The organism is Erwinia wuhanensis, from assembly GCF_030484085.1.
GTDB lineage: Bacteria > Pseudomonadota > Gammaproteobacteria > Enterobacterales > Enterobacteriaceae > Erwinia > Erwinia aeris.
On sequence record NZ_JAUJUH010000005.1, the window covers coordinates 418,004 to 443,844 of the forward strand.

23 protein-coding genes, 1 tRNA gene and 2 pseudogenes are annotated in these 25,841 nt (G+C 38.8%); 13 read left to right on the top strand and 13 right to left on the bottom strand.

Annotated features, from left to right (window positions below):
• Positions 1-330 precede the first annotated feature (330 nt).
• The 3 genes from QZH36_RS14640 to QZH36_RS14650 all read left to right on the top strand — a co-directional run bounded on the left by QZH36_RS14640 (position 331) and on the right by QZH36_RS14650 (position 3,219).
• Positions 331-1,506 carry a glycosyltransferase family 9 protein gene (locus QZH36_RS14640; protein WP_301730523.1) on the top strand — a complete coding sequence of 392 codons (1,176 nt, stop codon included), beginning with the start codon at positions 331-333 and terminating at the stop codon, positions 1,504-1,506.
• A 208-nt stretch (positions 1,507-1,714) separates the two neighbouring features.
• A tRNA-Arg gene (locus QZH36_RS14645) sits at positions 1,715-1,789 on the top strand.
• 179 nt (positions 1,790-1,968) lie between these two features.
• The gene (locus QZH36_RS14650; protein WP_301730524.1) at positions 1,969-3,219 is read left to right on the top strand and encodes a tyrosine-type recombinase/integrase; all 1,251 of its coding nucleotides are present in this window, start codon (positions 1,969-1,971) and stop codon (positions 3,217-3,219) included.
• Positions 3,220-3,494: 275 nt separating this feature from the next.
• On the opposite strand, the gene QZH36_RS14655 is transcribed toward QZH36_RS14650, so the two are convergent.
• Genes QZH36_RS14655 through QZH36_RS14665 form a run of 3 tightly spaced genes read right to left on the bottom strand, consistent with a single transcriptional unit; the run spans position 3,495 to position 6,632 of the window.
• On the bottom strand, positions 3,495-4,055 hold the full coding sequence (locus tag QZH36_RS14655; protein ID WP_301730525.1) for a dCTP deaminase: 561 nt from the start codon (positions 4,053-4,055) through the stop codon (positions 3,495-3,497).
• Positions 4,052-4,786 (bottom strand): hypothetical protein, encoded by a 735-nt coding sequence (locus QZH36_RS14660; RefSeq protein WP_301730526.1) that lies wholly within the window; start codon positions 4,784-4,786, stop codon positions 4,052-4,054. The genes QZH36_RS14655 and QZH36_RS14660 overlap by 4 nt, the downstream gene beginning before the upstream one ends.
• Positions 4,779-6,632, bottom strand: coding sequence for an NUDIX hydrolase (locus QZH36_RS14665; protein ID WP_301730527.1), 1,854 nt, complete (start codon positions 6,630-6,632; stop codon positions 4,779-4,781). Before QZH36_RS14665 ends, QZH36_RS14660 begins: the two co-directional genes overlap by 8 nt.
• Before the next feature lie 1,079 nt (positions 6,633-7,711).
• On the opposite strand from QZH36_RS14665, the gene QZH36_RS14670 reads away from it, so the two are divergent.
• Together QZH36_RS14670 and QZH36_RS14675 are read left to right on the top strand one after the other, a co-directional pair.
• A complete protein-coding gene (locus tag QZH36_RS14670) occupies positions 7,712-8,098 on the top strand; it encodes a hypothetical protein (RefSeq protein WP_301730528.1) in 387 nt (128 codons plus the stop codon).
• Entirely contained in the window at positions 8,076-9,332 is a 1,257-nt protein-coding gene (locus QZH36_RS14675; RefSeq protein WP_445235128.1) for a relaxase/mobilization nuclease domain-containing protein, read from the top strand. Before QZH36_RS14670 ends, QZH36_RS14675 begins: the two co-directional genes overlap by 23 nt.
• 532 nt (positions 9,333-9,864) lie before the next feature.
• Here QZH36_RS14675 and QZH36_RS14680 read toward each other — a convergent pair.
• Positions 9,865-11,069, bottom strand: a protein-coding gene (locus tag QZH36_RS14680) for an IS3 family transposase (protein WP_301730530.1) whose coding sequence is annotated in 2 segments (ribosomal slippage) — positions 9,865-10,751 and positions 10,751-11,069 — 1,206 coding nt in all. Because the reading frame shifts where the segments join, the coding sequence is not laid out codon by codon here.
• Between the two features lie 101 nt (positions 11,070-11,170).
• On the opposite strand from QZH36_RS14680, the gene QZH36_RS14685 reads away from it, so the two are divergent.
• The 3 genes from QZH36_RS14685 to QZH36_RS14695 all read left to right on the top strand — a co-directional run bounded on the left by QZH36_RS14685 (position 11,171) and on the right by QZH36_RS14695 (position 12,384).
• On the top strand, positions 11,171-11,503 hold the full coding sequence (locus tag QZH36_RS14685; protein WP_301730557.1) for a DUF4755 domain-containing protein: 333 nt from the start codon (positions 11,171-11,173) through the stop codon (positions 11,501-11,503).
• Positions 11,504-11,531: 28 nt separating this feature from the next.
• A complete protein-coding gene (locus QZH36_RS14690) occupies positions 11,532-11,864 on the top strand; it encodes a hypothetical protein (protein WP_301730531.1) in 333 nt (110 codons plus the stop codon).
• A 202-nt stretch (positions 11,865-12,066) separates the two neighbouring features.
• A complete protein-coding gene (locus tag QZH36_RS14695) occupies positions 12,067-12,384 on the top strand; it encodes a hypothetical protein (RefSeq protein WP_301730532.1) in 318 nt (105 codons plus the stop codon).
• Here QZH36_RS14695 and QZH36_RS14700 read toward each other — a convergent pair.
• A complete protein-coding gene (locus QZH36_RS14700; protein WP_301730533.1) occupies positions 12,372-13,163 on the bottom strand; it encodes a DUF4225 domain-containing protein in 792 nt (263 codons plus the stop codon). The two genes, QZH36_RS14695 and QZH36_RS14700, sit on opposite strands and share 13 nt — an antisense overlap.
• Before the next feature lie 82 nt (positions 13,164-13,245).
• Here QZH36_RS14700 and QZH36_RS14705 point away from each other — a divergent pair, with 82 nt between their 5' ends.
• From QZH36_RS14705 to QZH36_RS14725, 5 genes are all read left to right on the top strand, one after another.
• Positions 13,246-13,728 (top strand): Hcp family type VI secretion system effector, encoded by a 483-nt coding sequence (locus QZH36_RS14705; RefSeq protein WP_301730534.1) that lies wholly within the window; start codon positions 13,246-13,248, stop codon positions 13,726-13,728.
• Between the two features lie 232 nt (positions 13,729-13,960).
• Positions 13,961-15,367, top strand: coding sequence for a DNA methyltransferase (locus QZH36_RS14710; protein ID WP_301730535.1), 1,407 nt, complete (start codon positions 13,961-13,963; stop codon positions 15,365-15,367).
• Positions 15,364-16,329: a phosphoribosyltransferase-like protein gene (locus QZH36_RS14715; RefSeq protein ID WP_301730536.1), complete on the top strand. Its 966-nt coding sequence runs from the start codon at positions 15,364-15,366 to the stop codon at positions 16,327-16,329. Before QZH36_RS14710 ends, QZH36_RS14715 begins: the two co-directional genes overlap by 4 nt.
• Before the next feature lie 13 nt (positions 16,330-16,342).
• Positions 16,343-18,409, top strand: a complete 2,067-nt coding sequence (locus QZH36_RS14720) for an ORC-CDC6 family AAA ATPase (protein WP_301730537.1) — start codon at positions 16,343-16,345, stop codon at positions 18,407-18,409.
• On the top strand, positions 18,406-19,347 hold the full coding sequence (locus QZH36_RS14725; protein ID WP_301730538.1) for a hypothetical protein: 942 nt from the start codon (positions 18,406-18,408) through the stop codon (positions 19,345-19,347). The genes QZH36_RS14720 and QZH36_RS14725 overlap by 4 nt, the downstream gene beginning before the upstream one ends.
• A gap of 78 nt (positions 19,348-19,425) precedes the next feature.
• Here QZH36_RS14725 and QZH36_RS14730 read toward each other — a convergent pair whose 3' ends face one another.
• The 8 genes and pseudogenes from QZH36_RS14730 to QZH36_RS14765 all read right to left on the bottom strand — a co-directional run.
• A complete protein-coding gene (locus tag QZH36_RS14730) occupies positions 19,426-19,812 on the bottom strand; it encodes a hypothetical protein (protein WP_301730539.1) in 387 nt (128 codons plus the stop codon).
• Positions 19,813-19,907: 95 nt separating this feature from the next.
• Positions 19,908-20,327, bottom strand: coding sequence for a hypothetical protein (locus QZH36_RS14735; RefSeq protein ID WP_301730540.1), 420 nt, complete (start codon positions 20,325-20,327; stop codon positions 19,908-19,910).
• 31 nt (positions 20,328-20,358) lie between these two features.
• Complete coding sequence (locus QZH36_RS14740; RefSeq protein WP_301730541.1) at positions 20,359-21,579, bottom strand: hypothetical protein; 1,221 nt, start codon at positions 21,577-21,579, stop codon at positions 20,359-20,361.
• 69 nt (positions 21,580-21,648) lie between these two features.
• Positions 21,649-22,182 (bottom strand): hypothetical protein, encoded by a 534-nt coding sequence (locus QZH36_RS14745; RefSeq protein WP_301730542.1) that lies wholly within the window; start codon positions 22,180-22,182, stop codon positions 21,649-21,651.
• Entirely contained in the window at positions 22,175-23,695 is a 1,521-nt protein-coding gene (locus QZH36_RS14750) for a site-specific integrase (RefSeq protein WP_301730543.1), read from the bottom strand. The genes QZH36_RS14745 and QZH36_RS14750 overlap by 8 nt, the downstream gene beginning before the upstream one ends.
• Positions 23,688-24,602 carry a tyrosine-type recombinase/integrase gene (locus QZH36_RS14755; RefSeq protein WP_301730544.1) on the bottom strand — a complete coding sequence of 305 codons (915 nt, stop codon included), beginning with the start codon at positions 24,600-24,602 and terminating at the stop codon, positions 23,688-23,690. Before QZH36_RS14755 ends, QZH36_RS14750 begins: the two co-directional genes overlap by 8 nt.
• 475 nt (positions 24,603-25,077) lie before the next feature.
• Positions 25,078-25,257 (bottom strand): annotated as a pseudogene (locus QZH36_RS14760) (PAAR domain-containing protein); the annotation flags it as partial.
• Between the two features lie 30 nt (positions 25,258-25,287).
• Positions 25,288-25,808 (bottom strand): annotated as a pseudogene (locus QZH36_RS14765) (type VI secretion system domain-containing protein); the annotation flags it as partial.
• Positions 25,809-25,841 lie beyond the last annotated feature (33 nt).

Consider the following 25,841-nt stretch of genomic DNA (forward strand, 5'->3'; position numbering starts at 1 on the left):
CAAAAATATTATCAAAGCTGAAACTTTTATATATTTTATTATAAATAATAAAGCCAATATTCACATTTAAAATAAATCAAAAATAAAAATAACAAAAAACTACCTTAATAATTAATAAACAATATTGCAAATACCGGCAGCAGAATCTCCTCTTCCTTGCGGCACTGCTATTATCTGTTACTATAACCTTCCGCAAAGCCATCATCACAATAAAGTAAAATACATGTTTTTAATTTGTTTTATTTCTTCATGGTTAATGGTTGGTTTTATTTTATCGCATTATTTTTTCACGGATGAAAAACCCGAGGCGTATAAGGAGTGCCCCTACGAATGAGCCTGTCTCTGTCAGAACTGCCTGGCGCGTTAAAAAGACTTAACCGGCAAAGAAATCGTTACCTTCACGAGCAAAAAAGAAGAATTCGGCTGGTGCTGTCAGCCATGCTTCTGCGTAGCGCCAACAAGCATGAAAAAATCCCTCAGGCGCCGCAGCGCGTGGTTTTTCCTTTTGTTAACCTTGGGATTGGCGATGCGGTATGCCATACCGGATTATGGCGAAAATTAAAGGATTTGGGCTACAGAGTACAAATCATCGCCGAGACCAGAAGTGAGGTATTTTTTAAAGGGCTGGACTGTGTCGATGACGTGTTTATTGTCGATATCAATCATATTGACCGGCTGGAGAAAATCGATAGCGATATCGTTATCAGCATGTACTCCTGGATGCAGCGCAAGGAGCTTCTGGAGATAAAACTGCTGTCGCGGATTAATTATAGCTATGCCATCAGCATCGGTGGCTGGTTGAAGCGTCCTTATCATATCACGCTGGATTTAGCCGATAACTTTCATATTACCGATCCGCAAAAACAGCTGCTGGCAGCGCTGGGACATCCGTGTAATACACTGCGCTATTGGCTAAATCCCTTGTCTTTTAGCGATGCGTTTATCAAAAACTGCCTGCAGAAATATGCTAAAAAACCCCTGATTGTGCTGAGCCCTTTCGCCAGCGTGAGCGAAAGAACCATGACGCGACAGCAAATCTTCGATCTTATTGCAAAGCTGCAGCATAGTGTGGATTGCAACATTTTTATTACGGGTGAGAAGCACCAGCTGGCGACGCTTGATCATGCCTCAGCCAATGTTTTTATCTGCGCCTTCGATTCCTTGTGGCATACCATCTCGTTGGTCAATAAGGCCGATCTCGTTATCTCGGTGGAAACAGCTATTGTCCATGTCGCCTGCGCGCTAAATAAAAAACTCGTCAGTATCTTTTATTCTACCAATATTAATTATAACGATGCGTTACAGAGTAATACTGTCTTCAAGCCCATTGGAGAAAACGTACGGCAAATAATCGTTAACAGAACCACCCTTCCTTTCGATACGGATAAAGTTCTCCAGGCGTCTTTAGCTACGCTGGCCGCTGCCGATCGTCTCGCTGTTGATCCTGCTGGCTCTGGTAACTGTTCATCTGAACCGCTTGAGCCTGCCACCGTGGCGGACTCGTGACTTTTGCTTAAAACCCAGGCGAAATGGAACGTATTTCCGGTGCATTATTTGCCATTCGCCTGTTTAAACGCCAATGCGTTCAATTTGCCACCATATGATGCAAAGACCGGTACAGGGGAAAACGTGTTGAGAAATGAAGGCCTTGAGGCGCAGCCACACTTACGGTAACATATGCAACTGGATGAACGCCCCCGTTTATCCTGTCGCTGTCTCCTTAGTTAAATGGATATAACGAGCCCCTCCTAAGGGCTAGTTGCAGGTTCGATTCCTGCAGGGGACACCAAATGCTAGTCTCTCAACGTATCTCAAAGTCTACTTTACCCATTCCATTCAGTCACTTAACTCATCTTGATAGTCCACCTGCGTCTCCAGCGGGCTCACAAAATCCACAGTGTCATGTTGGTACAATTGTTGGTATGTTTGGTTCGATAATGCAGATACCATCAGTCGGGGATTTTTACTATGCCGCTCACTGAGTTAAAGGTAAGAAATGCTAAGGCTGCTGTGAAGCCGGTCAAAATGACAGACGGTAATGGTATGTATCTTTTGATTACCCCACACGGTTCCAAATACTGGCGTTTTCAATATCGCTTTGGTAGCAAACAAAAGATTCTTGCTCTCGGTGTTTATCCTGAGGTCACGTTATCGGAAGCCCGGCGCAGAAGAGACGAAGCAAGGCAACTCGTGGCAAATGGCGTTGATCCAAGTGAAAAACGCAAAGCTGATAAGGTCGAGATCAAAGGGCTGCTGACATTTGAAAAGGTTGCACGAGACTGGCATTCCAGTAACAGAACCTGGTCGGAAAACCACAGAACTACTGTGTTAAGCAGTCTTGAAAGTCATTTATTCCCTATTATTGGCAATCGTAATATCACAGAACTCAAAACCCGTGACTTACTGATTCCACTAAAAAGGGCTGAAGCAACAGGTCACCTCGAACTCGCTTCACGTCTTCAACAACGCATAACTGCGATCATGAGATATGCTGTCCACAATGCATTGATTGAGCAAAATCCTGCCTATGACCTCGCTGGTGCTGTAATTTCTAAAAAAAGTATTCACCGCCCTGCCCTTTCTTTAGAACGGCTACCAGAGCTCATGCAACGCATTGAAGCTTACAGAGGCAAAGGCATAACACAGATTGCGACCCAGCTTACACTCCTGACATTTGTACGTTCGAGTGAATTAAGATTTGCACGTTGGTCAGAAGTAGATTTCAAAAACTCACTATGGACTATACCCGCAGAGCGAGAAGCACTCACTGGGGTTAGATATTCAGCAAGAGGTGCAAAAATGAAAAGCCCTCATCTGGTGCCTTTAAGTAAACAAGCTAAAAAATTGTTGTTACAGCTACATGCAATCAGTGGTGGCAAAGACCTCATGTTCATCGGATTTAGTAATGACGACAAACCGATCAGTGAAAACACTGTCAACAAAGCCCTTAGAACCATGGGATACAATACCCAAACTGAAGTTTGTGGGCATGGTTTCAGGACTATAGCTTGCAGTGCACTGATTGAATCTGGGCTTTGGTCAAGAGACGCCGTAGAGAGACAAATGAGCCACCAAGAACGTAACAGCGTTAGGGCAGCCTACATTCACAAAGCAGAACATTTAGAAGAACGGAAACTTATGTTGCAGTGGTGGGCTGACTATCTGGAAGCCTGTAAGATGAGAACGTTGACGCCTTATAGCTTTTCTAAAAAGTTATAAACCAATATCTAAAGCTAACTTGGAGACAATTAATTCACTCGTATAGTATTACACCTTAAGACCTGCCGTTTAAAAGACCGTCCCTCTATTCAGGCAACACCTAAACTGCCATTAAAATAACCTGTACTTTGCTTATACAAGATCTGATTTTTTCTGGAAGACCTCTGCTTTCAAGTATTTTAGAAAACACTAAGCCTAACCATTTTCACATAATAGATTAAGGAGCCAAGTTGCAGAAACTTGGCTATAAATGATGAAATTAAAGTGCGAGTTAGTTATTTCGCAGGCTTTTTATTAAAATCAGAAGGTCTAGCCTCGTCTTTGCCCGAGTAGATACCTCTGTATCTTATAGAAGAAGAAGATTTTTGCTCGTGAACGCGAAGATGACAAAATTTAACATTAGGATAGACTTTTATAGGCCTATTTGAAAAATTAGTTATTTCAAAAGTGATTGATGAAGGCTTATCAATCCCAAAAGTAGCTGCAATATGACAAGAGCTAAAATTAAGTTGAAGTCCAATTCGGGCATAACATGAAAGCTGAAACAAGTCCCCACAGATCGATTCATCGAATGATAATTTTTCTACACTAGAAGCTAAAATGAAATCTCCTGGGTTTATAATGACACCATCATCACTTATTAATACCTCTTCGAAAAACTTAAAAGTGTCATCTTTTTTCGTATCGATCAGCTCTGTTCCATCTTTCATTTTCAATAGTTTTGAACCAATCCTCAATAAATAACTGGATGGTCTCATACACTCTTTATTAAAGTTTTCAATTATTAATTTTCTGTCATCAATAAAGTCAACTATATCGTTATTTGATAATATCATTTAATCACCTCAGTAAAAGAAGTCATTTGGCCTAAACCAAAATTATCATCTTCCATATTTATTTCCTTTAATTGACTTGGGCTTAAAATTAAAGTTCGAGTTTTGTTTTTTGTAATTAGATTCTCAATAACCCCCAAAGCATCAGAATCTAATATATAGTTACCTTGAACTCCTTTTGCTCTCCTTCTAATATCATCAACTTCCCAAGCATTTACTACTGTGGCCTCATCAAAACCAACATGAAATAAGGGCGCACCTTCTTTAATATAAATTATCATTTTTGCAGAAACGATTTGACCAACATTAGCTGCTAAACTGTCAGTTGAGAGAAAACTTTTTTCAGGCATAACAAAAAATGAATTAAAACCTCTGCTTTCAACCACATTGATATCATCAAAACTTATTTCTTCTGGATATATTCTAACTGCACTATTTTTTAATTTTTCAATTAAAATCTTGTGCATTACACTCACAATAGTACAACCAACCTCATCTCTTAAATCTTTGTGTAACTCAAATGAATCACAAAGATTTGTATATATAAAAGCACCGACTCCACCTGATATAAAATAAAAATTAAAATTTTTATTTTTACTTATTAACTTCTCCAAATCATTATAAAAATCAGTATCAATAAAGTAGTTCCTATATCCCCACCATTCAATATCTTGTTTTTCATCTCGCTTTCTTATTCTTCCGCCGCCGGGAAGGCGAATTACTATGTTAGTCATTAAAAAACCCCATTCTCTCAAATATCAAATAAGCGCCTTGAGTTAGATTCTCTTTATTATTTTTTATTTTTTCTTTACTCATCCACTCTATGCTATCTATCTCAGATTTATCATAAAGAATCTCACTGTCTTTTTTTATTTCTTCAGATGAAAATACATACCAATCATGATTCTCGGCACCATACCTGCATTTATCAGGAACTCCCTTTTCTATAGTGACTAAGTTTGTCGTTTTAAGCGATATATTAAGCTCTTCTTTAACTTCTCTTACTACAGCCTGATTCGCACTTTCATTGTTATCTAAATGCCCTGCAACAATGCTATATTTTTCATCATATGCAGGATCTGACTTCTTAATTATTAAATATTCATCATTATCTTTAAACAGAACTGCAACAGTAATATGATAGATTTCACCTCTATTTTTCTGTCCAGAAAATATGTCTTTAGAGTTAGTTTTATCATCTTTCTTTTCTAAAGAATCTTCAATCAACCGATTAAAAACAGATACATTCCCAACCACGAACTGCCTTGATTTTTCTAAGCTAAACGCTATCAACTTGAGCCAATGGTTAGATTTTTCGTCATCTATACTACTATTTAGCTTTTCTTGATAACTATTAATGTCTTCAGATGTTATGCCATTTTCAAGCAACCACAGGCATAATTCTGAAATCACTTTTAGTTCGAAATCATTAATATCAGACATTTCCAAAAGCAGAGGTTCGATTAAAAACTTATCATTTTTAAACGAGTTAACACTTGATAAAACTATTCCAAATGGCTCGGCAGAGTCACTATCAACTCCATATCTGTAGAGATTGTTAGCATATGATAAAACGCCAGGTTGAAGTTGCATATACTTCTGCTTAACAAGCATTTTAACTTTTATTCCTGGATACTCTTTTTTAAATAAAAACAAATCAAGGTTAATCCTCTTTTCTTCGGTTGCACTGACAATTTTCTTTATCGAGCTTGTTATTTTAAGCGCGCGCCTAACAATATCGAGCTTACTATTAACCTCACCCTCGTTATTTTCAATAAACTGTCCAACAGGTGTTGTAAATTTAGGATTTTGATATTCTGAGCACATATTAATAATTGCTTCATGTTTTTTTACAAAAGGACTACAAATGAAAAATGAAACTTTTGCGATGTTTCTTTGATGATGAGTTATAACTTTAATTATATCGGCAGAAATTTGTGATGTAGTACTAAATACAATTAAATCATCCTGATCTGCATCCAGAAGTTTATTAGAAAAAAAATGGTCAGAATGCTTTTTTAATTGATCTCCGATAGAATAATCTTTATCATCCATGTTAAAAAAATTACTGCCAACTTGGCACTTTATCCCTTTAAGGGATTCTATAAGTAAAATATCTCTATACATTTTAGACTTAGCTGCTTTCTGAGCAATGTTTCGAAAAGATTCAGCCCCTAAGTTTTTACTAATATTGAATGGTTCTTTTTCCATTTGCAAAGCAATCATTAGCGCTAAGCATTCATCTTCGTTTGAAGAAGCTATGAAATTTCGGTCCAAACATTTTTTGTTAAAGTACTTCTTACACAAAGATTTAATATCATTTGTAAACCCCAAAAAATCCTTTTCTTTTTCATACTTTTTTATTTGTTTTTTTATATTTCTATTAAATCTAAACCTTGAGGTATGATAAAAAAATATTTCAGTCTTATCTCTCCCTGTTATAAAACCAAAGTATGCGCCAATAGTGAGAGCCACCAGAGCATTAATAAAATCATTAATTTTTAGTACATAACGAAAAACAAGTACTATAATAACAAGCGCAATTATCGAGATCACATACCGCCTAGTAGAAACACTCATTTTCAATCCTCAAATATCAATTAAATATTTTACACCTTTCGCCATAAGAAAATGTTTTTTGTTTTAAGAAAACCAAATTTATCTTTCGGAAAAACATTGCTAGCACTTACAATTTAAAATATAGAATCTAATGGACAGTTTCATTTGATAGATTTTAAGTAATTCAAATTTTTAGGCACCCCCAATTTTGTTTGCTAACACCTTCAAATGCGGATAATTTGACCAAAATTATTCTTAAGTTACTGAAATAAATTAAATTATTCTCTACAAAGCAACAAAAACATTAGCATAACTTATTAAATAAAACAAGGTTATAGCAAGGAATGATAACAATACAAATAAAATAACATAATAATCATATAGTTAATTAATTTAACTTTGTTATTGACTTTTAGCCCTTGGTTCTATCATCATAAAACCTGTTAGCCTTTCTTTTGAATCATTGAACCTTACATATTTAAGGATGTTTATGAAAAACATTTTAATGATATTGAATTATGTTCGTGAGCATTGGCTTTTGATAGTTATCAGCGTTGGCTTTTGCTTTTATTCATTTCAGCGGTGGTCTAATGAAACGAATATTCACAGTAATTTCTGGCGTAACTTTTTCTTCGCCTCTCTAATTTTGTTCGTATTAATCCACACCTACTTAATTACCAGTGAGAATTCAAGTAATAATAAATTATTTGCGCAATCTATTTCTTCAAAAAAAACAGCAATGTCAATTGAAGGTTTTAATAATGCAATGTGCTGAATATAAGAATGGTATTATTGAAACCAAAACTGCCTGTTTTACATTCGATAAACCATCCCACCATTTAATAATTTTCACTTTCATCCCTTCCTCCTTTTGTAACAGCCTCCATTACTCATATCAGGTATTTTTTCTATGTCAATATCAATATCGAATTGACCTATTATGGAAGCAAGGGCTAACTCAGCGAAGCTGAGTTGCCTTGCTTTTTCTGCCCTTCGGTTGAAAAAGGTAAGTCAAAACCCACATCGTTGACATAATTTAGCTATCGGTTATAAATAGAACAGGCATAAGGAATATGCTCATATTTTGAAAAGGAGTTCCTATGAATAATTTATACCGCCCTCCCCTTGCAGAAAATCTTCGTATTCATTGCGTCAGCGTCAGGCTAAATAACTCAGAGCTAAATACTTTAGATCAAGAGCGTAAGCAATACGCAAAGGGCGAATGGCTTCGTATGTGCCTGTTAAAGAACCAACCTGCTGTCGTTCCTGAGATCAACAGAGCGGCATGGAAAATGTTTGGTGAGATAAATCAAAGGCTCAATGAGATTGTTAGCCACCTGAACGCGAAGCAATCATGTAATCCTCTTACCAAGACTGAATTATTCGCAGTAAAGCGACAAATCAGTGAGCTTCGATCGCGCCTACTTACCGCTGATCTATGGAGTATTTCCTCTAATGAAGGGCATGCAGAAGATCAAACGAGGTAAGAGCTTCGCCGGAGTCGTCCAATACGCGTTGAAACCTGGAACGCACCATAAAACCGATCCGGTAGTTATCGGCGGGAACATGTTGGGCGCTTCAGCTGCTGAGTTGATCGCTGAGTTCGACGCGTCAGCTTCACTTCGCACGGACATACTGAAACCTGTATGGCACAACTCTCTGCGGCTGCCCTTTGGTGAAACTCTCTCCCATGAGCGATGGGCTACGTTTGCTGACGACTATATGAAACGTATGGGGTTCAGTCACACACACCTACGCTGCTATGTCATGCATGACGATGAGGCCGGCCAGCACATTCATATTATTGCCAGCAGAGTGGATCTCATTGGAGGAAAGCTTTACCTCGGCAGGAATGAAAACCTGATCAGTACGCGAGTAATTCAGGAGCTTGAGTTGACTCATGACCTGACCAGAACCAAAGGTCCCTCTCCTTCACATAGCACTTCCCCTGTCAGAGAGCGCAAGAAGCTATCACGTGGCGAGCAACAGAAGGAGAAGCGTGAAGATCAGCCAACGCCTAAGACGTTCTTGCAGAACACAATAGACAGGATCCTCAGTACTCACAATGACATTCCGAGCTTCGTTGAAGCACTTGGCGAGCACGGCATTACGCCCGTTCCGAATATTGCCACTTCTGGCCGCATGAATGGTTTCTCATTCGAATACTCCGGTATAGCTTTCAAAGCTTCCCAGCTAGGGAAGACGTACTCATGGGTCAACCTTCAGGAGAGGCTTCACTACGAACCTGAACGTGACAATCCCCTGTTGTTTGCTTTGAAAACTTCGGCTTCAAGTGGTAATGAGGCGAATAAATCTGATACTCCTGTGATCGTAGAAGTGGCTTCACAGCCCTCACCCGCACCTTTAGAGACACAAGTAGTTGCAGAGTCTCTAGTACATGAACAAAGAACGGAAGCAACCGAAGCGCAACCCCCCTTCAACATTACGCATTTGCCAAACAAGCAAACCAGCAGTGCAGACTACTTCATGACAAGGGTATTGAAGTGGCTACTGAGCATTCCTTACCTGGCTGCTTTTACAGACCTGCTCAAAAAGGCAGGTAAGACGTTTCTCCACCAAAAATCCTCATTTTCGACAATTCATACAGTCCTCTCAGCTGAACCTGCGTTATCTGAGCCACCAGGCAGCAGCCAAATTCTGACTGAGCGCGCAACAGACCCTTTCGATAACCTCCTGCCTCAACGCAATTTTCCAGCCTAAGTTCTTATTTGCACAAACAATTGATCGTTTTTACAGATCGATAAAAGATATATGATAGTCACTACCTATCAAAACAGGATCATCGATCGGTACAAGTGATTTGCTTAAGTTTTGAACTCGTTCAAAAATGACCAGTAAAAGCAGTTACCAATCAGCTAGTTATGAACCACACAACGTCAAAGGTATATAAAATGGGTATAGCGGCTTTGAATAGTCAGAAAGTACGTAAACCTTCGTTCTTTCTTTCAGTCCGATTCTGGATTGTTGTATTGGTGATTGTCTGGATACTGACTGATTCAAATCCTAAAGACACTGCAGGGTTCCTGTTCATGTGGACATTACCTGCCTTCTTCTTACTCCTAACAGCATATGTGTCATACACACATAAAAGAGCAAACGCGTCGACTATCGACTTGCTGAACGTGAATAACAACGGTCTGTGGAGCCATGAGTTCCAGAGCAGCAAAATGACCATTGATACAAATAGGGAGCTGTTGGATTTGACCCTATATATCCAGACGTCTTTTCTCTCTTACGGTTGCGATAACTTCCTGCGTATATATTCCCGTGGTGAGCGATATCCCAGCGCACTGTGCGGGTGATGTTCATTGTAATGGGTAAACGCCACGGCCAGATTCATCACTGCGGTCTGGCTGTCCGGTTTCGGCATGCAGCTGATGTAGTCCCGCTTTATCGTTTTCACGAAGCTTTCTGCTATGCCGTTGCTTTCCGGGCTACGGACTGCTGTTGTGCACGGCTCAAGTCCCAGCATCCGGGCGAACGCCCGTGTTTCATGCGCTCTGTAGGCTGAACCGTTATCCGTCAGCCATTCCAGCGACTCTGTGGGCAACTGCCTTCCGAAGCGTTTTTCCACCGCGCCCAACATGACATCCTGCACGGTCTCTTTGTCATAGCCACCTGTGCCCGCCGCCCAGTCTATGATCTCCCTGTCGCAGCAGTCCTGCGCGAAGGTCACCCGCAGCTTTTCGCCATTGTCACAGCGGAACTCGAAGCCATCTGAGCACCAGCGCCGGTTACTTTCAGCTACCGCCACGCGCCCCTTGTGGGCGCACTTCCGGCGAGGATCCGCAGGTTTACGCTCAAGAAGCAGATGGTGTGCTTTCATAATGCGATACACCCGCTTCGCATTAACCACAGGCAGGCCACCCCGCTCTGACTCCCGTCGCAGCAGCGTCCACACGCGGCGATAGCCATACGTCGGCAGATCAGACACCGCCGTGTTTATCCGGGATAACACGGCGCTATCGTCAGAGCGGGGCTGCCGTCTGCGATCCTGCCAGTCAGGTGGCCGGTGAACTCTGATGCTCAGTTGCGCACGCGACACACCAATACTCCGGGAGACATCGGTCAGTCGTCGTCTCCGGGCGACAAGGGCGCATGCGCAATCCATTTTTTTGCCCGACCGAACTCCACGGCCTCTTTGAGTATCTCAGCTTCCATCGTCTTTTTGCCCAGAAGACGCTGAAGTTCGCGGATTTGCTTATTGGCCGCAGCAAGTTCAGACGCGGGTACGACTTCTTCACCTGATGCCACGGCGGTCAGAGAACCGTCTTCATACTGCCTGCGCCATTTGAAGATCTGGTTAGCATTGATGCCATGCAGGCGAGCGACATGAGACACGGTCATGCCGGGTTCCATAGTCTGCTGAATAATAGCAATTTTTTCCTGCGGTGTACGACGGCGACGCCGCTCAGGTCCTGATAACACTTCAACCATCTTATTATTCTGACTGGTGTTAAACATAGGTCTAAGACTACCTCTTATTTTAAGAGAGGCGAAGTGTCTGGTGATCTATGGGGCCAGTCTAGCTGTTAACTCTGGAGAATGGCAGGCGTAAGAAAGCCTATAAGTTTAGTGACGTTAAAGGCTGGAGATACCACCTCGCTAATGGAGGTGAAATCGTAGCCCTCGATATGATTGGCATGCTGGGGAGTAAAGGCCATAACAACCTTACCCGCCTTAAAAACTTCGAGAACTCTGGATTCTTTATCCAGGTGAAAGACATTGAGTGCCCGGAATGGCAGATAAAATTTTACCCCCGTAAAGGCCGGTTCCACCATGAACGAGGGATCCGGGATACAGAAATGCAGTTGAAGAAGTGGTGTGAAATTTTTGACCAGACACTCAACAAATCCACAGCAACACAATAATCATTGATATCAAATAAGGGATTAAGAAATGAATAAAATTTCAACAGTTGCAGTCCTGTCTTTGGCAGTTTTGCTTACCGGCTGCGACAGCGAGCCTTCCTCCTCTGAGATCAAGAAAGCTATGCAGGACAATATTGACCACACAAACCAGCAAGCCAGACAACGGTTCGGTGAGAACAGCAAAGACATGCTCACGACTCTGAACAAAGCTGAGAAGGTTTCATGCAAGGAATCAGAGGCAAAAGGTATATACATTTGCAAAGTGGATACTGACATAACACTACCACTCATTGGCGAGAAGCAAACCGTAGCTGAATTCAAATTTACGAAGAGTGATGGAAACTGGAAGGCATCACCTTAATTGAATCCAATAATTAACAATCTCATTTTTCACCGAAATTCCAAAGCACATATTTTATGCGCAAGTGTTAGCACTAGGGAACCATTCTAAAAAATAAAAAACCAGAAGCCTTTCAAAGGCCTGTCCGGTTTGTATAGGGCTTAGGTAATGAGTTACAATCAGGCTATCGTAAGACAAATGAATGACGCTCATTATGGACAAAATGAAAATCGAAGAAATGCTTGTAAAAGAGGGGTTTACACCAAAAGAAGTCTCTGTGATACGTCAGCATGCTGAGAAAGACGGTTATCCTTATCCTTGGCTTCTTTCACAGTTAAAGAAAAGATTCATAGTTGCAATGATATTAATAGCTATCCTTCTCGCAGGACTCATTTATACCATTCGCAGTGGTACACAAGAAAACCTTGTTTCGTATTCAATCACACTTGTAGCAGGTTTCGTAATTTTATATATATTCGTACCTTTGAAACCCGCATTCAAAGCTTACAGATTTATGAAAAAACATGGTCACTCTTTGTAAGTATCAGAGATTGACTTAATGGCTGAAGCGTCATTATAGACTTCAATGAATAGCTCTTTTCTACTCATTTCCTTAATGCCACGAACGTAGTCGGTATTAAGGAAATAGTAGAGACGCCAGGCCTCAGGTTTTTGTACCAGACGCACGATGCCATAGAGAGAAAGTGTCAGGTCCATTGAACTGTATACTAACTGTCCAACCCTCTGATCGAACCCTAAAAACTCAGCTGTTGCTACATAACCCTGTTTAAGTAATCCAACACTATCAGTTTTGCCATAAACCAGGTTCTCAACAGACTCCTGAAAACCGTTAAGTCCATGCAAAACCAACATGCCTCCAAAGGCTGTCCCTATGATTGTTCCTGACGCAAGGGAAGCTCCAATCACCGAAACACCTGCTATGACCTGTAGACCGCTAAGCACTACCCCAACACCGTTGATCACATAGCCCCAAATATCTCCATTTCTGACCAGTTGCAGCGAGGCATGAACCGCAGCCGTTCCTGCCCTTAACATTCTGTCCTGAATAGTGAGGTACTCATTTTCCTTTTTTAGGTTTTGAATGCACTCCTGGCATTGAGCATCAGTTGAATCTGAACGGATAACGTTGAGCTGAGCGTTAACAAAAGCTTTAACGTCATCCTGGAACTGCAATCGATTGAATCCATCTTTTAGGTACAGGTGAGAAAGGTGATTGGCATGACTAAGCAACTGATTTGCCTCAGCTTGAGCCATAGTCAGAAAGTAATCTTTAAATCTGTTTGGTTTCCAGTAGTCCATGACTGTGCCTTTATGTCATTATACGTATCATTAAGTTTATTTAATCAGATTACCCTTCTCAGGGAAAGAAAAAGGACCAGCAATGAGTACAGATCTCTTCTTAAGAATCGACGGCATTACGGGTGAATCACAGGACAGTAATCATAAAGGCTGGATTGCTATTGAATCTTTCACATGGGGCGCGAATCAGCCAGGGAACATGACAGTTGGAGGCGGAGGTGGTGCAGGAAAGGTTCAGTATCGTGATCTCTCTGTTCAGACGCTCATAGACAAAGCTACTCCAGCAATCATGCGCTATGTCTCTAACGGCAAGCATATTGGTAAGGTAGAGCTTTCGGTATGTAAGGCCGGAGGGAGTCAAATCGAGTATTGCCGCATTACGCTTGAAGACGTTCTTATCACCAATGTGATTTTCAATGGCACTACAAGCCGTGACCTGATAGGGCTCTCTTATCAATTCCAGGGATCAAAAGTTAAAACACAGTATTGGGAGCAGTCAGCAAGCGGCGGCAAAGGTGCTGAAACACAGTCAGGCTGGGATATTAAAGCGAATAAAGAATCATAGTTTTTTAACTAAATTGACTTAATGCATCCAATAGTAAAAAAATTACTAAAAAACTAGCTTTATTTTTTTCAAGAATAGAAAAATGCCATTTAATAATGAATGAGATCACTTTTTTACAAAATAGGAAAATATCTTTTATGTGCTTAACACTAATGTTAAATACTTGATTTAGCCAAAAAAAAATTATAACATTGTAATGTTTTGTTTATTCTTAACCACCATGAGATCTGAAATGTTTGAAACAACTATACCTAAAACTCAAGACTGTGCGCAAGTGACTGATTTTATTGAGTTAAAAGACAATATAGATAATGTTATCACTCATTTCATGAATGAATATAAAAATCATCAGCAGTCAATAGAGGTCGATTTCAGGAAGCTAGTGTCCTGGGTTCCTTATGGGGATTCATATACACATTTCATTCATAGCTATCCAGCAAAATTGCTAAAACACATTCCTATATTTTTCCTTAATTCGAAAAAAATAATGCCAAACCCTGAAGGAACAGTTTTAGATCCTTTCTGTGGTTCAGGAACAGTTTTGCTCGAAAGTGTAATTGCAGGTTATAAAAGCATAGGATGTGATGCGAATCCATTGGCACGTTTGATAGCAAATGTAAAAACAACACCATTAAATGCTGATATTTTAAAAGAAACACTAATTACAATATTGATCCAAGCAAAACGCGTCAAAAAATACAGAACTAGAAACGTGACCAATATAGACCATTGGTTTTCAGAACAGGTCAAAAATGACTTATCTAAAATTCATACTGCAATTCAGAAAATTGAAAACATTGAAGTACGGAACTTTTACGAAATATGCTTCTCAAACATAGTAAAAAAAGTAAGTTTTGCTGATCCAAATTTGAGTGTTCCTGTAAAAATAAACCCTTTAAAATACTCCGACCCTTTATTATATAAAAAAGCATTTACAGAATTGGAGAGTAAAAAAAATATCAGTGTTTTTGATAAATTCAAAAAACAATCACTTGAAAATATTAAACGTATTGAAAAGCTCAACAATTTAAAGACATCTGGCAACGCCCAAATAGTGGGAAGAGATGCCCGTTCAATAACAAAATGTCTTGATAATGACAAATCACAGTGGTTGTCTGATAGTATAGATCTTATTATTACTTCTCCTCCCTATGCTGGAGCGCAAAAATACATAAGGGCATCATCATTAAGTCTTGGATGGCTAAACTATTGTGAAAACAACTCATTAAGAGATTATGAAAAACAGAATATTGGACGAGAACATTATTATAAAAATGAATATCAAGTTAAAAACAATACAGGTCTTAAAGAAATTGACAACGAATTAGAATGGATATGGGAAATAAATCCTTTACGAGCCCATATTAATATTAATTATCTTGTAGAGCTGAGATCATCAGTTAAGGAAATGTATCGAGTCCTTAAGGACGGTTCCCATTGTATCATAGTGATAGGTAACAATATGGTGTGCGGAAAAGTTTTTGACACCAAAAAATATCTTAAAATCATTGCTGAGGATGCTGGCTTTGAAACAATTTTCATTTTGCGTGATAAAATTCACTCACGTGGATTAATGACGAAAAGAAACAAAACAGCAAATGTTATAAATACTGAATCCATTATGGTATTTAAAAAATGAATGAATTAAATCTTAAAGAACAACTTGAATTAAAGATTTTAAAACTCTCTGAAGCCATTTGGGAAAACAAAGTCAGAAACCCAGAAATAACTAAATGGCTTAGTAATTTTGCAACCAACACTGATATAACACATTGTGAGCAAATCCATGCATTATATCTGTTAAGTAATTTTATGTATTTCGGCAATAAAGAAATACGAGAATTATTAAAATCCATCTATAGGGATAAAATAAAAAATCCCCTGATGCAGCAAATAAGAAAAGAAAATGGGAATACCAAAAATTTCGCATTAATAAAAGAGAAATATGATAAAGCGTTAAAAGAAACAAGATTTTTAGGGCTCGGGAACCCTTCTGAAAGTGGTACTCATTTACTATATTTTTTTAGGCAAGAAAATGGGCTTACTAAAAACCTTTTCATTAACACTCATGATATACTTAACATAAAAAAAAGGGTATCTGGTAATTTACTAGATAGGGAGATTTCCTTAAAAGATCCAAATATTAAGCGGTATATATTTTTAGACGATATATGTGGCAGCGGTTCGCAAGCAATATCTTATTCCGAGGACTTATTAAAAGAAATTCATAACATTGATCCTAGCATTGAGGTATCATACTTCTCTATAATATCTACTTCTCATGGACTCAGAAATATAAAAAGCAGAACAGCGTTTAAACATGTAGACTGTATTTTCGAATTAGATGAATCATATAAATGCTTTTCTGATAATTCTCGTTATTATGAAGGCGTAGAAAAAAAAGGTATTTCCAAGCAATTTACTCATGAGTTTTGTTTAAGATATGGCCTTCAATTTTTTAATGGTTATGACTCTTTAGGATTTAATGATGGTCAATTGCTTATAGGTTTCTCGCATAATATTCCTGATAACACACTGCCAATTTTTTGGCACGAGAAATCTTGGGCACCCATTTTCAAACGTTACTCTAAAGTTTATTAAAAAAGGTTCAAGTATGAATAATATCATCCAAAATCCCTTTACGACAATTAAAGCCAATGATCTTGATGATAGCCAGATCAATGATCAATGGGTAGATCTTGAAGAAAAAAAATTCATAGAGTATCTAGAACCAAATAATCATATTACTCAATATATAATTGGTGGAAAAGGAACGGGAAAAACGCATCTAATGCGTTATTTTTCATATAAATCTCAATCGATAAGAAACAAAAAAAACCCTCTGTACTCTATAAAAAAAGATGGTTATTTTGGCGTCTATTTTCAAGCTAGCTCTCTAAATGGTTCTAAGTTTGATCAATTACCCTATAATATTGAACTAAAACAATCATTGTTTGAATATTCAATGGAACTATGGTGCGCAGGCTTAGTTATACAATCGCTATTAGATCTGACTAAAGAAGGCACTTCGATATTTGACTCTCAAGAAAATGAAAAAATATTTTGTGATGAAACACTTAAACTATTTTCTGAAGATCTATTCTCAGCAGATATATGCAATATTATAGATTTAATGAAACTTATTTCCTTGTTTTCCAATGAATTAGACAATGAAGTCAACAACTCATTCATTAAGGAATTATTAGGAGAAACCCCTAATTTTAAAGTAAGAGTGAACCGTGGAAAGTTAATTTTTGGCATTCCAAAATTGTTGTCGGTTAATAGCAAGTATTTTAATGGAACTACATTTTTATATCTAATTGATGAAATTGAAAACATTAGTGAATCACAGCAAATGTATTTAAATACACTTGTAAGAGAGAAATCTAAACCTGTTACGTTCCGAATTGGTGCACGTAGCCATGGCATTAAAAGTTGGAAAATTTTTGGTTCAGGTGAGGTCAATCGTGAAGGTCACGAATTTGAAATATTAAGATTAGATGAGGTATTCATAACATCAAAAAATTACAATGAATTCGCAACTAATTTAGTTTTCAATAGGTTAGTAAAATCAAATATTAACAAGAATACTATAAATTCGGAACACATTAAAAAATTAAGTTATAAAGAAAAGAAAAATATAATTGATGATTTTTTTGAAGTAGCAAATGTTAATTTAACTCTTCAGACGCCCAATATTGACAGCATGGGCAATACCATAATAATGAATAAGTTTCTTTCCAAGCTAAATAAAAAATTAGATCATGACGTCTCACAAAGAATAGCTCAAAATTTAAAATGTCATGTAGATTTAAGAATCGAGCAATCGGCAATACATGTTTTTAGCCAAAGATGGTCAAAATTAAAAAATGTATCCCCGCAGCATCTTCTTGATATTTCATTTGAGATAAAAGAAAAAATCTATTTATATGTAAATAAATCTGATAGAAACGAAATTAGTACAAAATTAAGATACTATCAAAATAATTATACAGCAATAGCTTTACGAGCATCTTACCAAAATAACTTTGATCAATACACAGGCTTTGACAATTTATTAAAAATAACCTTGGGCTTTCCTAGGCATATATTAACCATATTAAGAAATATATATAAAATGGAGATTTTCAATGGCTTTACTCCATTCCTCAACGGACATAAAGTTTCTATAAAGTCGCAGAAAATGTCGTTGAAAGAATCCTCCGATTGGTTTTATGAAGATTGCATTTCTGAAGGGGTTTTAGGAGATAGTGTAGCAATATTTCTTGATCGTTTATGTGAACTTCTTCGTATCGATATGTATTCCGATAAGCCTGTTGAATGTTCTTCATCCTCATTTGTAGTCGATAAAAATAAACTCACAAATGAATGCAAAGACATTCTTGACTGGGCTGAAAAAACTCGAGTCCTTATCGGTGGTGATCCCCGAATAGATAAAAACTCACATCGACTTCTAAATAGTTATTTTATCAATGGATTGCTGTGTCCTCGTTGGGGCCTGGCTACTTCTAGAAGAGGCGCTTTAAAACTAAATGATAATGCAGCAACTATCATATTTTCACCACAAAAAAATGAAGATTATAAGTTACTAAAGCTTCATTTTGAAAATTCGAGAAATGCTCCTTTTGAAGTTGATAACGATAATTCAATTGGCGAACAACAATTAGGATTTGATTTATGATGGATTATTCATTGTACTATAGAAATAAAACTGATTTAAATGGAGACTGGCCAACTTGGGATTTATTTATTTCTGCTTATAATCTTAGTGACCGTGTATCTGCTGTGTTTAACAAAGCCGATGCAAATAACAAATACTGGCTAATTTATCCTGAATATAAATTCGATGAAGATGAACTACCAACCAATGCAACAAAGATCACTGCTGTTGAAGGTAATGAAGCTCAGCAATTAGCTTCAATCATTGATGGAATAAAGCTTTATGATTATGTTGATAAGCGAATTTGCATTGACTCGACTGGTTTTATGCGTCCTCAACTATTATTCATTATGCTCTTATTACAAAAAAAATCTTTTAAGCATGTTGATATAATTTATAGCGAACCAGATCGTTATATTAACAAAGAAAATACCACCTTTTCTAATGGTGCAATATATGAAACAAGAACGATAATAGGATTTGACGGTACAAAAAAAATAGACAATGATCGTGCTCTTTTAATCATAGCTGCTGGATATGATACTAAACTTATATCTAAAATTGCTCAATATAATGAAAATACAGATATTATACATTTAATTGGATTCCCATCACTTCGAGCTGATATGTTTCAAGAAAATATAATAAAAGCAATTTCCTCAGCAGATTCATCAACGGAGAATGTTTTGGCAAAGCCCATTTTTTCACCAGCTGCTGATCCTTTTGAAACCGCTCGTGATATTGAAAACTATATTAGCATAAATGGCTGTATAGAAAAATATGGACATATTTATCTTTGCCCACTATCAACCAAAGCTCAAACAATTGGTATGGGTTTAGCGTATCTTAATACATATTCACAATCTAACGTGAGCATTATTTATCCATTCACTGACAGTTATTCTAAAGGAACTAGTGTTGGTATATCTAACTTATGGATTTACACTCTGGAGTTTTAGGATAATAAGCTGCTCATTCAATCCTCTTATATTACACCCCTTCGTATACTGGAGGGGTACAATATTTTTTACTTTATTTTAAAAAATATTTTTCATTAAAAGACATTTCTCATACCTTACCCTTTCCTCACGATAAATATTTTCCGCCTCTTCTTCATTATCAATGGCATAAAGAATTAAAAATCGAAAGAAAAAAGTGATCTCATGTTCATAGCCAAGGTGCTGAATGATTCTTGGAGAACTCGATTTTAGAGCGTTTGAAAGCATAGATATGATCGTAAAACGATCTGCAAGATCTGTTTTAGATTGTGGAAGGTAGTACTTAATGTAGTAGCCGACACAGAACAGCCAGATATATCTAATTATCTTGTCCTGAGCAAAACCTGATTTTTTTAATCTCTCAATGAACATTTGTAAAAGCAAAAGTAGCTTTTCTTCCTTTGAAAGAGCGTCTGTCTTTTTCATAGATTGCATCCTTGCAAAATTAATCAACCACTCCCTGGATGTATATACAACATAACATATTATTTAAATTGCGAAATATCAGCGCAACAAATTATTTAATCAGCATTGGTTTCCCTGTCAATCTCAGGTAATCCATTATTAAGTTGTTCGAAGCTTATTCCGTTGTGTATAGCATTGTACTGCCATACAACAAACCTCTCTTCCAGACTTCTCAGCTCTTCTGCCAGTATTTTGTTTTTTAGTTCAAGATTCCTGATACGCTGTGAAGCAACTTTCAAATTAGCTGGCCGTTTTTCTTCATCGTTTCCAGACTTAATATTTTTCTTCTTCAGATTGAAAGCCATGACGATATCTTTGTGAAGCCCCAGTGACTGACGGGTTGGTCGCTTACCAATCAGTGGTTCAAGCCTGTCACAAAGATATTCCCATGAAAGCTTACCTGTCTTCTCGCTGTCCCAACCTGCTATTATGTTTTTAATTATGCTGATATCTTTATTGTCTAGATGTTTAGCCATATAGCTCTCCTTTTAATTATTTTTTATCCTTTCATTTCCAATCATTTCCAATCAGTTCATTCCTGCTCCTACCTGTGAGATTTTTCATATGTGTAAAATCATCACCATCCAGTCTTACCAGTGCACCGTCCTCGAGATTTTTGCTTGTGAGCAGTGCAATCAAATCCAGAAGTCTTGCTTGCGTTTTTTTATGAAATGCAACCCATTTTTCGGCACCGAATTCTTCCGCTTCCATGTCCGCTTTTGCCCTCTCGAGAAGTTGTTTCGTGTCTACCGCCTTAGTTTCTAACCTGCCTAGCGAGTCTTTGTCCCCTTTCACGCACATATGATCACTGCAATTGATACAGTCCCTGAACTTCGTACACGGAGAGATTACGTAGTCATGAGTGCAGTAGCCGAACTCTGTCACGTGAATGGCTGCATGGCCTGTATCTTTAACATCAATACGCCAAGAAGGGTTTGCTATAGCTCGTGTGGTGGTGTTTTCTGGTTTAATGCCAATATTCTGCACACCATGCTTAACTGACTCCCGAACTTTCTCTTCCTGGCTAACGTGGTTATAGGTTCTGTTTTGTGTTTCCCTCACTCGTCCCGACCACTTGGCTAGTTCAAAATCTCCAAGCCCACCACGTTGTGCAATCGTATTGAGTAAGTGTCTTGCCTGGTGACTTCTGAGTGAAAGGTTGTTCCCATTTGCCCCTCTGTATCCGTACCTGTCAAAAATCGTTGTAATTGAGTGGGTCCGACGATACTTAGTGCTTCCCAAATTGGCGCTAACTATAGTGGCAGTTGGTCTGAAAAGACTTCTTTGTGTTGTTAAACTTGCACTGAGCTGATACCGGAACAGAAGACATAGTGCGTTGCTGTATCGAATGTTCTTTTCTTTATCATACCAAGGGAAGTCTGGGTAAAGCTCACGGCCCTTACCAGAAATCTCAATCTCTTTGGCATATGTGCGGGCGTTTTCTGAAAGAGTCCTCAGCCTCCTGATAGCTATCTCAGCAACCGGAACCATGACTTCAGGTATCCATTTTACATTTCCACCAAAGCCTTTTTCGGAATAGAATCTCAGCCCATACCTCAGCTTTCCTTCCCTGTCCGCCTCAAGGATTTCACAATCCGCAGGGAGCGTCAGGATTTCGGTCACTCTGGAAGGTGCACACATAAGCAACGCAAAGATGGAGCTTATGAACAAGTCCATTTCTGAAAGCTGATCGTCTGGAAGTGCGAAGATTTCAGCGATAGCATTCAACGACTCTTTGTCAGGTAACTTTACCTCACGGGCCTCTTGTGCAGTTTTAGTGAGCCTGTTGCTTGCTTCCTACGCCCTGAGTGGACTCTTCCAGAGCAGTGACTGCATGATCAGGAATTCTTTTTCTCTGAGAAATGAAACCAGTCCTTCCAGTACTTTACCGCAGGCATACGCTACTGCTTTGTTGTATGCGCTTTTTAAGATGACAACGCACTGGTCCAGAACAGTGAGGTTAACGTACTGAATATGACTCCGCCCATTGACCTGCAAGAGGGCTGCCTCAAGTGTTCTGAAAACGATATTAAGACGCTGATTGATTTTCTTGCCTCCATTCATGTAGTGGTAAAGGGCATAGCTTTTAGCGAACTCAATAAAATTCCTGTCTAATGGCTCATTTACAATAACAGAGCTTTTTTTAACGCCTTTGACAGGGGTTTTAGTGAAAAGGAAAACTTTTGACCAGTTAACCTCCTCCCAGCTCACAAGGTCGTTTTTATTGAGAGTGAACCGACAGTAGCTCACAAAATCATCTATTTTTTGCGCGCAATATTTTTCCCTGCGCGTTACGAGCACTCTTAATTTATTATTTTTTATATCATCCATTTAACACCTCCGGGTTTAATTTGATTTCTTTGCACTTATTTATCACCTCTGATACTGCAATAATTGTTCTGTCCAGTATTTGTGTAGTCACAGGATCAGCCACTATGCACTGAATCCTGTTACGCTCATCGAGTAAATATTCGAGTAATTTTTCATGCGGACCTTCAATAAAAGGTCTGAAATGCATGCAGGTGTAACAGGGGATGGGCACACATGCTGTGCAGGATTTGCAACTGGCGCATTGCCCTGACTTTTCACCAGTATTGATTCTGATGTTTCCGCCGGGATATTTATCCTCACTTTTGTTTATCAGCACTCCCTGAAACATCTTTGCATAATAGCCAAGCTCAGTGGAAACGGCATCTTCGATTTTATTTAAACTATCTGGACCTGACTGAACATAAACGCCTGTATACATTAAAGTGGAATGATCAAGTAATTCGCCTATGACGACTTCTCCGTAGCCCTCTCTTGCGAGCCGTGTACCTAACGTATAGCGAAACCGCCGGGCATTCATATTTATTACTTTCCCCGTCCTTTCCGAGATCACGTTCTCTGTTGTAGCTATTCTTTTGAGCGTTTGAGTACACTTTATCGCATAGGCATGAAGTCTGTCTGAAGAAAGAATCTCATGTAAATTCTCACAATCACCAACCGCTTCAAGCCTTTCCTGACAGACAAACAATGGTAATTCTAATATCTCTCTTTCAGAGAGTTTTCTGCCGAGCTGCCTGCTAAAACTCTCAGAGACAATACGTGCCTGCTCTTTAAAAATCCTGAATAATTCATGTGTAATCCTGAACCGCTTGAATGAGGCTCTGTATTTTTCACCTTGTTTTATTCTAGGGATATTTATATAGCATTCGTTTATGGTTCGTTCGTTTATGATGTCTTTCGTTTTTATCTGTGTAATTTGTAAACTTCTTCTTCCCGTATGAATGGTGATTAAGGCCATTGCCAGATCAGAATAGGATATCGTACCCTTATGGTATGCGCGTGAGACAGCATCGTAAAAGTTATCAAACTCCATGTCTGTCAGAGGTCCCTGATAAGGGTCTCGTCTTTTAACAACCTCCCCCTTTTTATTGTCTTTTATCGTCCAGTTATTAACGTAGTCCACACCGTTTTGGGTAATCCCCTCAAAACCTAATCCATACCATTTTTTTATTAGGATCCTGAGAATAATAAGATCCTGACTCGTGAAATTATTACTTGATTTTGCTGTTAACATTACAGCTTCGTCAATTGAATCAAAACTCATAAACGAAATGAATTTCATGAAAACTCTGTTAATTTGCTTAACTGAACCGGGGCTGATTTCTTCTGCGAAATATTTCAGTGTCTTCAGATAACCGTGCCTAAGGTTATCTGGCAACCTTTCAGTGACCTCACCCACATTCAATTTAGTATTTCTGCTTAGCTCCCAGAATTCATCATCCAGTCCAAATGTGTAACTTTCATTTTTTGCATGAAAGATATCTTGATGCGCGTTCAGAAAATTTAATTTATTCATAAGACACCCCACTGCGCTTTTGGAAAATAACTTTCTGAACTGCCAAGGCTGCTTCCTCTGATTTTGAAACGATAAACCGTCTGTTGTAGGTTTGGGCGGTTCCAGAACCCGGCTCCCAACCCATATGGTTGGAACGAATTTTCTCTTGCATCTCTTCACTCACATACTCGGTATTTTCATCCATCAGTTTCCAAAATAAATAGTTCCAGGTATGTCTGAACTTATGTCCAGTCAACTGGCTTAAACCTGAGTCAATGCCTCTGAGTCTGTAAATTATCTTATGGTATGAAGGAACAGACAAAGGATCGCCGCGTGTCTCTCCTTCCTTGTGCGTAATAAAAAGGTATCCATGCTTTTTCTTTCTGATGTTGGCTTTTCTTTCCCCTGTAATATAAGAATGGAGAAGTCTGGTAAGTTCGTCAGACATGGGTAAATTTCTTTCAAGCGTTTTTACGAGAGGCTGATTGACTCTTGTGTCCTCAATACTGTCAGCCCTCCTTCTTATGAACAGCATTTGCGCTGCAAAATCAATATCTTCTACTCTCAGGTTTAATAACTCTCCACACCTTATCCCTAATGAATGTAATATCATAACTATAAGCTGATTCCTCTGACGAACTTTCATGTCGAATGGATTGAATTCACATAGAGGATCAATAACAGAAAGAAGTATATCCAGGTCTTCTTCTTCAATTGTTTTATAGACGTTGCCTTCTGAATTTCTGTATTTTATCTTCGGCCTTCTGGCTTTTATTTTTTTCACAAAGCAGGAAATTTTCCTGTAGCCATCGTCTATATTTTTGATAGTTAGCTGACACAACCATTCGAGATATTTTGCTATTGTCGTAAGCCTTATGTACTTTGTCGCACTGCATACTCCAGGATGATGGTTTTTAATACCAATCACTTTCGCAGTTCTCATCCTCTTCCCAACAAAATCGCGCAGAAGATCGATTTCGTTGTTGTCCAGGAATCTGGCTGTTTGAATTCGCTCTTCAATATCTATGTTGCGTATAAAAAGAAACCGATAAAAAAGTGCGATACACCCTGCCTGAGTTTCAATTGTTTTGATCGATTCACTACTGTTTCTCAGTTGTGTTGTAATAAATAAACATGGATAAAATACAGGGATGCCTGTTTTTTTTATTTTTTATAATGCAATAGCGTTCACCATTTGTCATTTTAAACGTTTTAATACCAAATCTTTCCATAAACTCTCCTTTTTTTCAGTTAGATTCTTTGCAAAACAGGTATAGGTTAAATATTTAAAAACAATGACCTATAATAATTTTGCAAGAATATTTTATTAATATACCGCTTAATAACTGTCAATAAAGGCTGGAGCTAAATATTCTTTCCAAATGTTAACAAGGTATATATTAGGTATCGTTGTCAATGCCACCGGCTATCCTGAAAAGCCCGGCATGTTTACCGCAGGTCACACTGTCCTGCTCTCGGGCCACAGGTTTATCAAACAGCGTGTGATCCTCTGCGCCCGTGGTGATTTTCCCTCCGCAGGTCGTCTTATCGCCCTGCACCAGATAAAAGCCTTCTGCTGCCATATTTTTCCCTTTAGCTGAATTCTGTCCGGGTTATCCGCAAAGCACCGCACTGCTTGCCGGATCGAGCGCAATCAGACCGGACAGAAGCTGGTCCATCTCCGGCTGAAGCTGTGATTTATCGGTTTTACTGCGTGTGGCTTTCATGCACAGCAGTCTGAGGCGACGCAATTTCACTTCAAATAGCAGTGCCTGTGTCCACTGCGTGAGGGTGATTGACTGTGCGGCGCTGTCGAGTTCATCCAACAGATGCAGGGCCAGTTCATTTTTGCCCTTTTGCTCGGCCACACGGGCTATCAGCAGACGCAGCAGCCATTTGTCTCTTATAGAGTCGGTTCCTGGCCGGGTCTGCAGCCAGTGGAACGTGGCATCCAGGCCTTCGCTGTCTGCTTTCTCCAGCGCTTCCGGCTCAAGGGCCAGAATATCGTCTGATGGATATACCACTGCAAATCCAGCCAGAGGTGATTGGCGCCACGCGAGAAAGTGCTGTCCGCCTGCTCCAGAATCTCCAGCCAGCTCTGCTGCAGATACAGGCATTTGAGCATGGGTCTTCTCCGGTCGGACTGGTGCCACTTACCGCAGCAAGC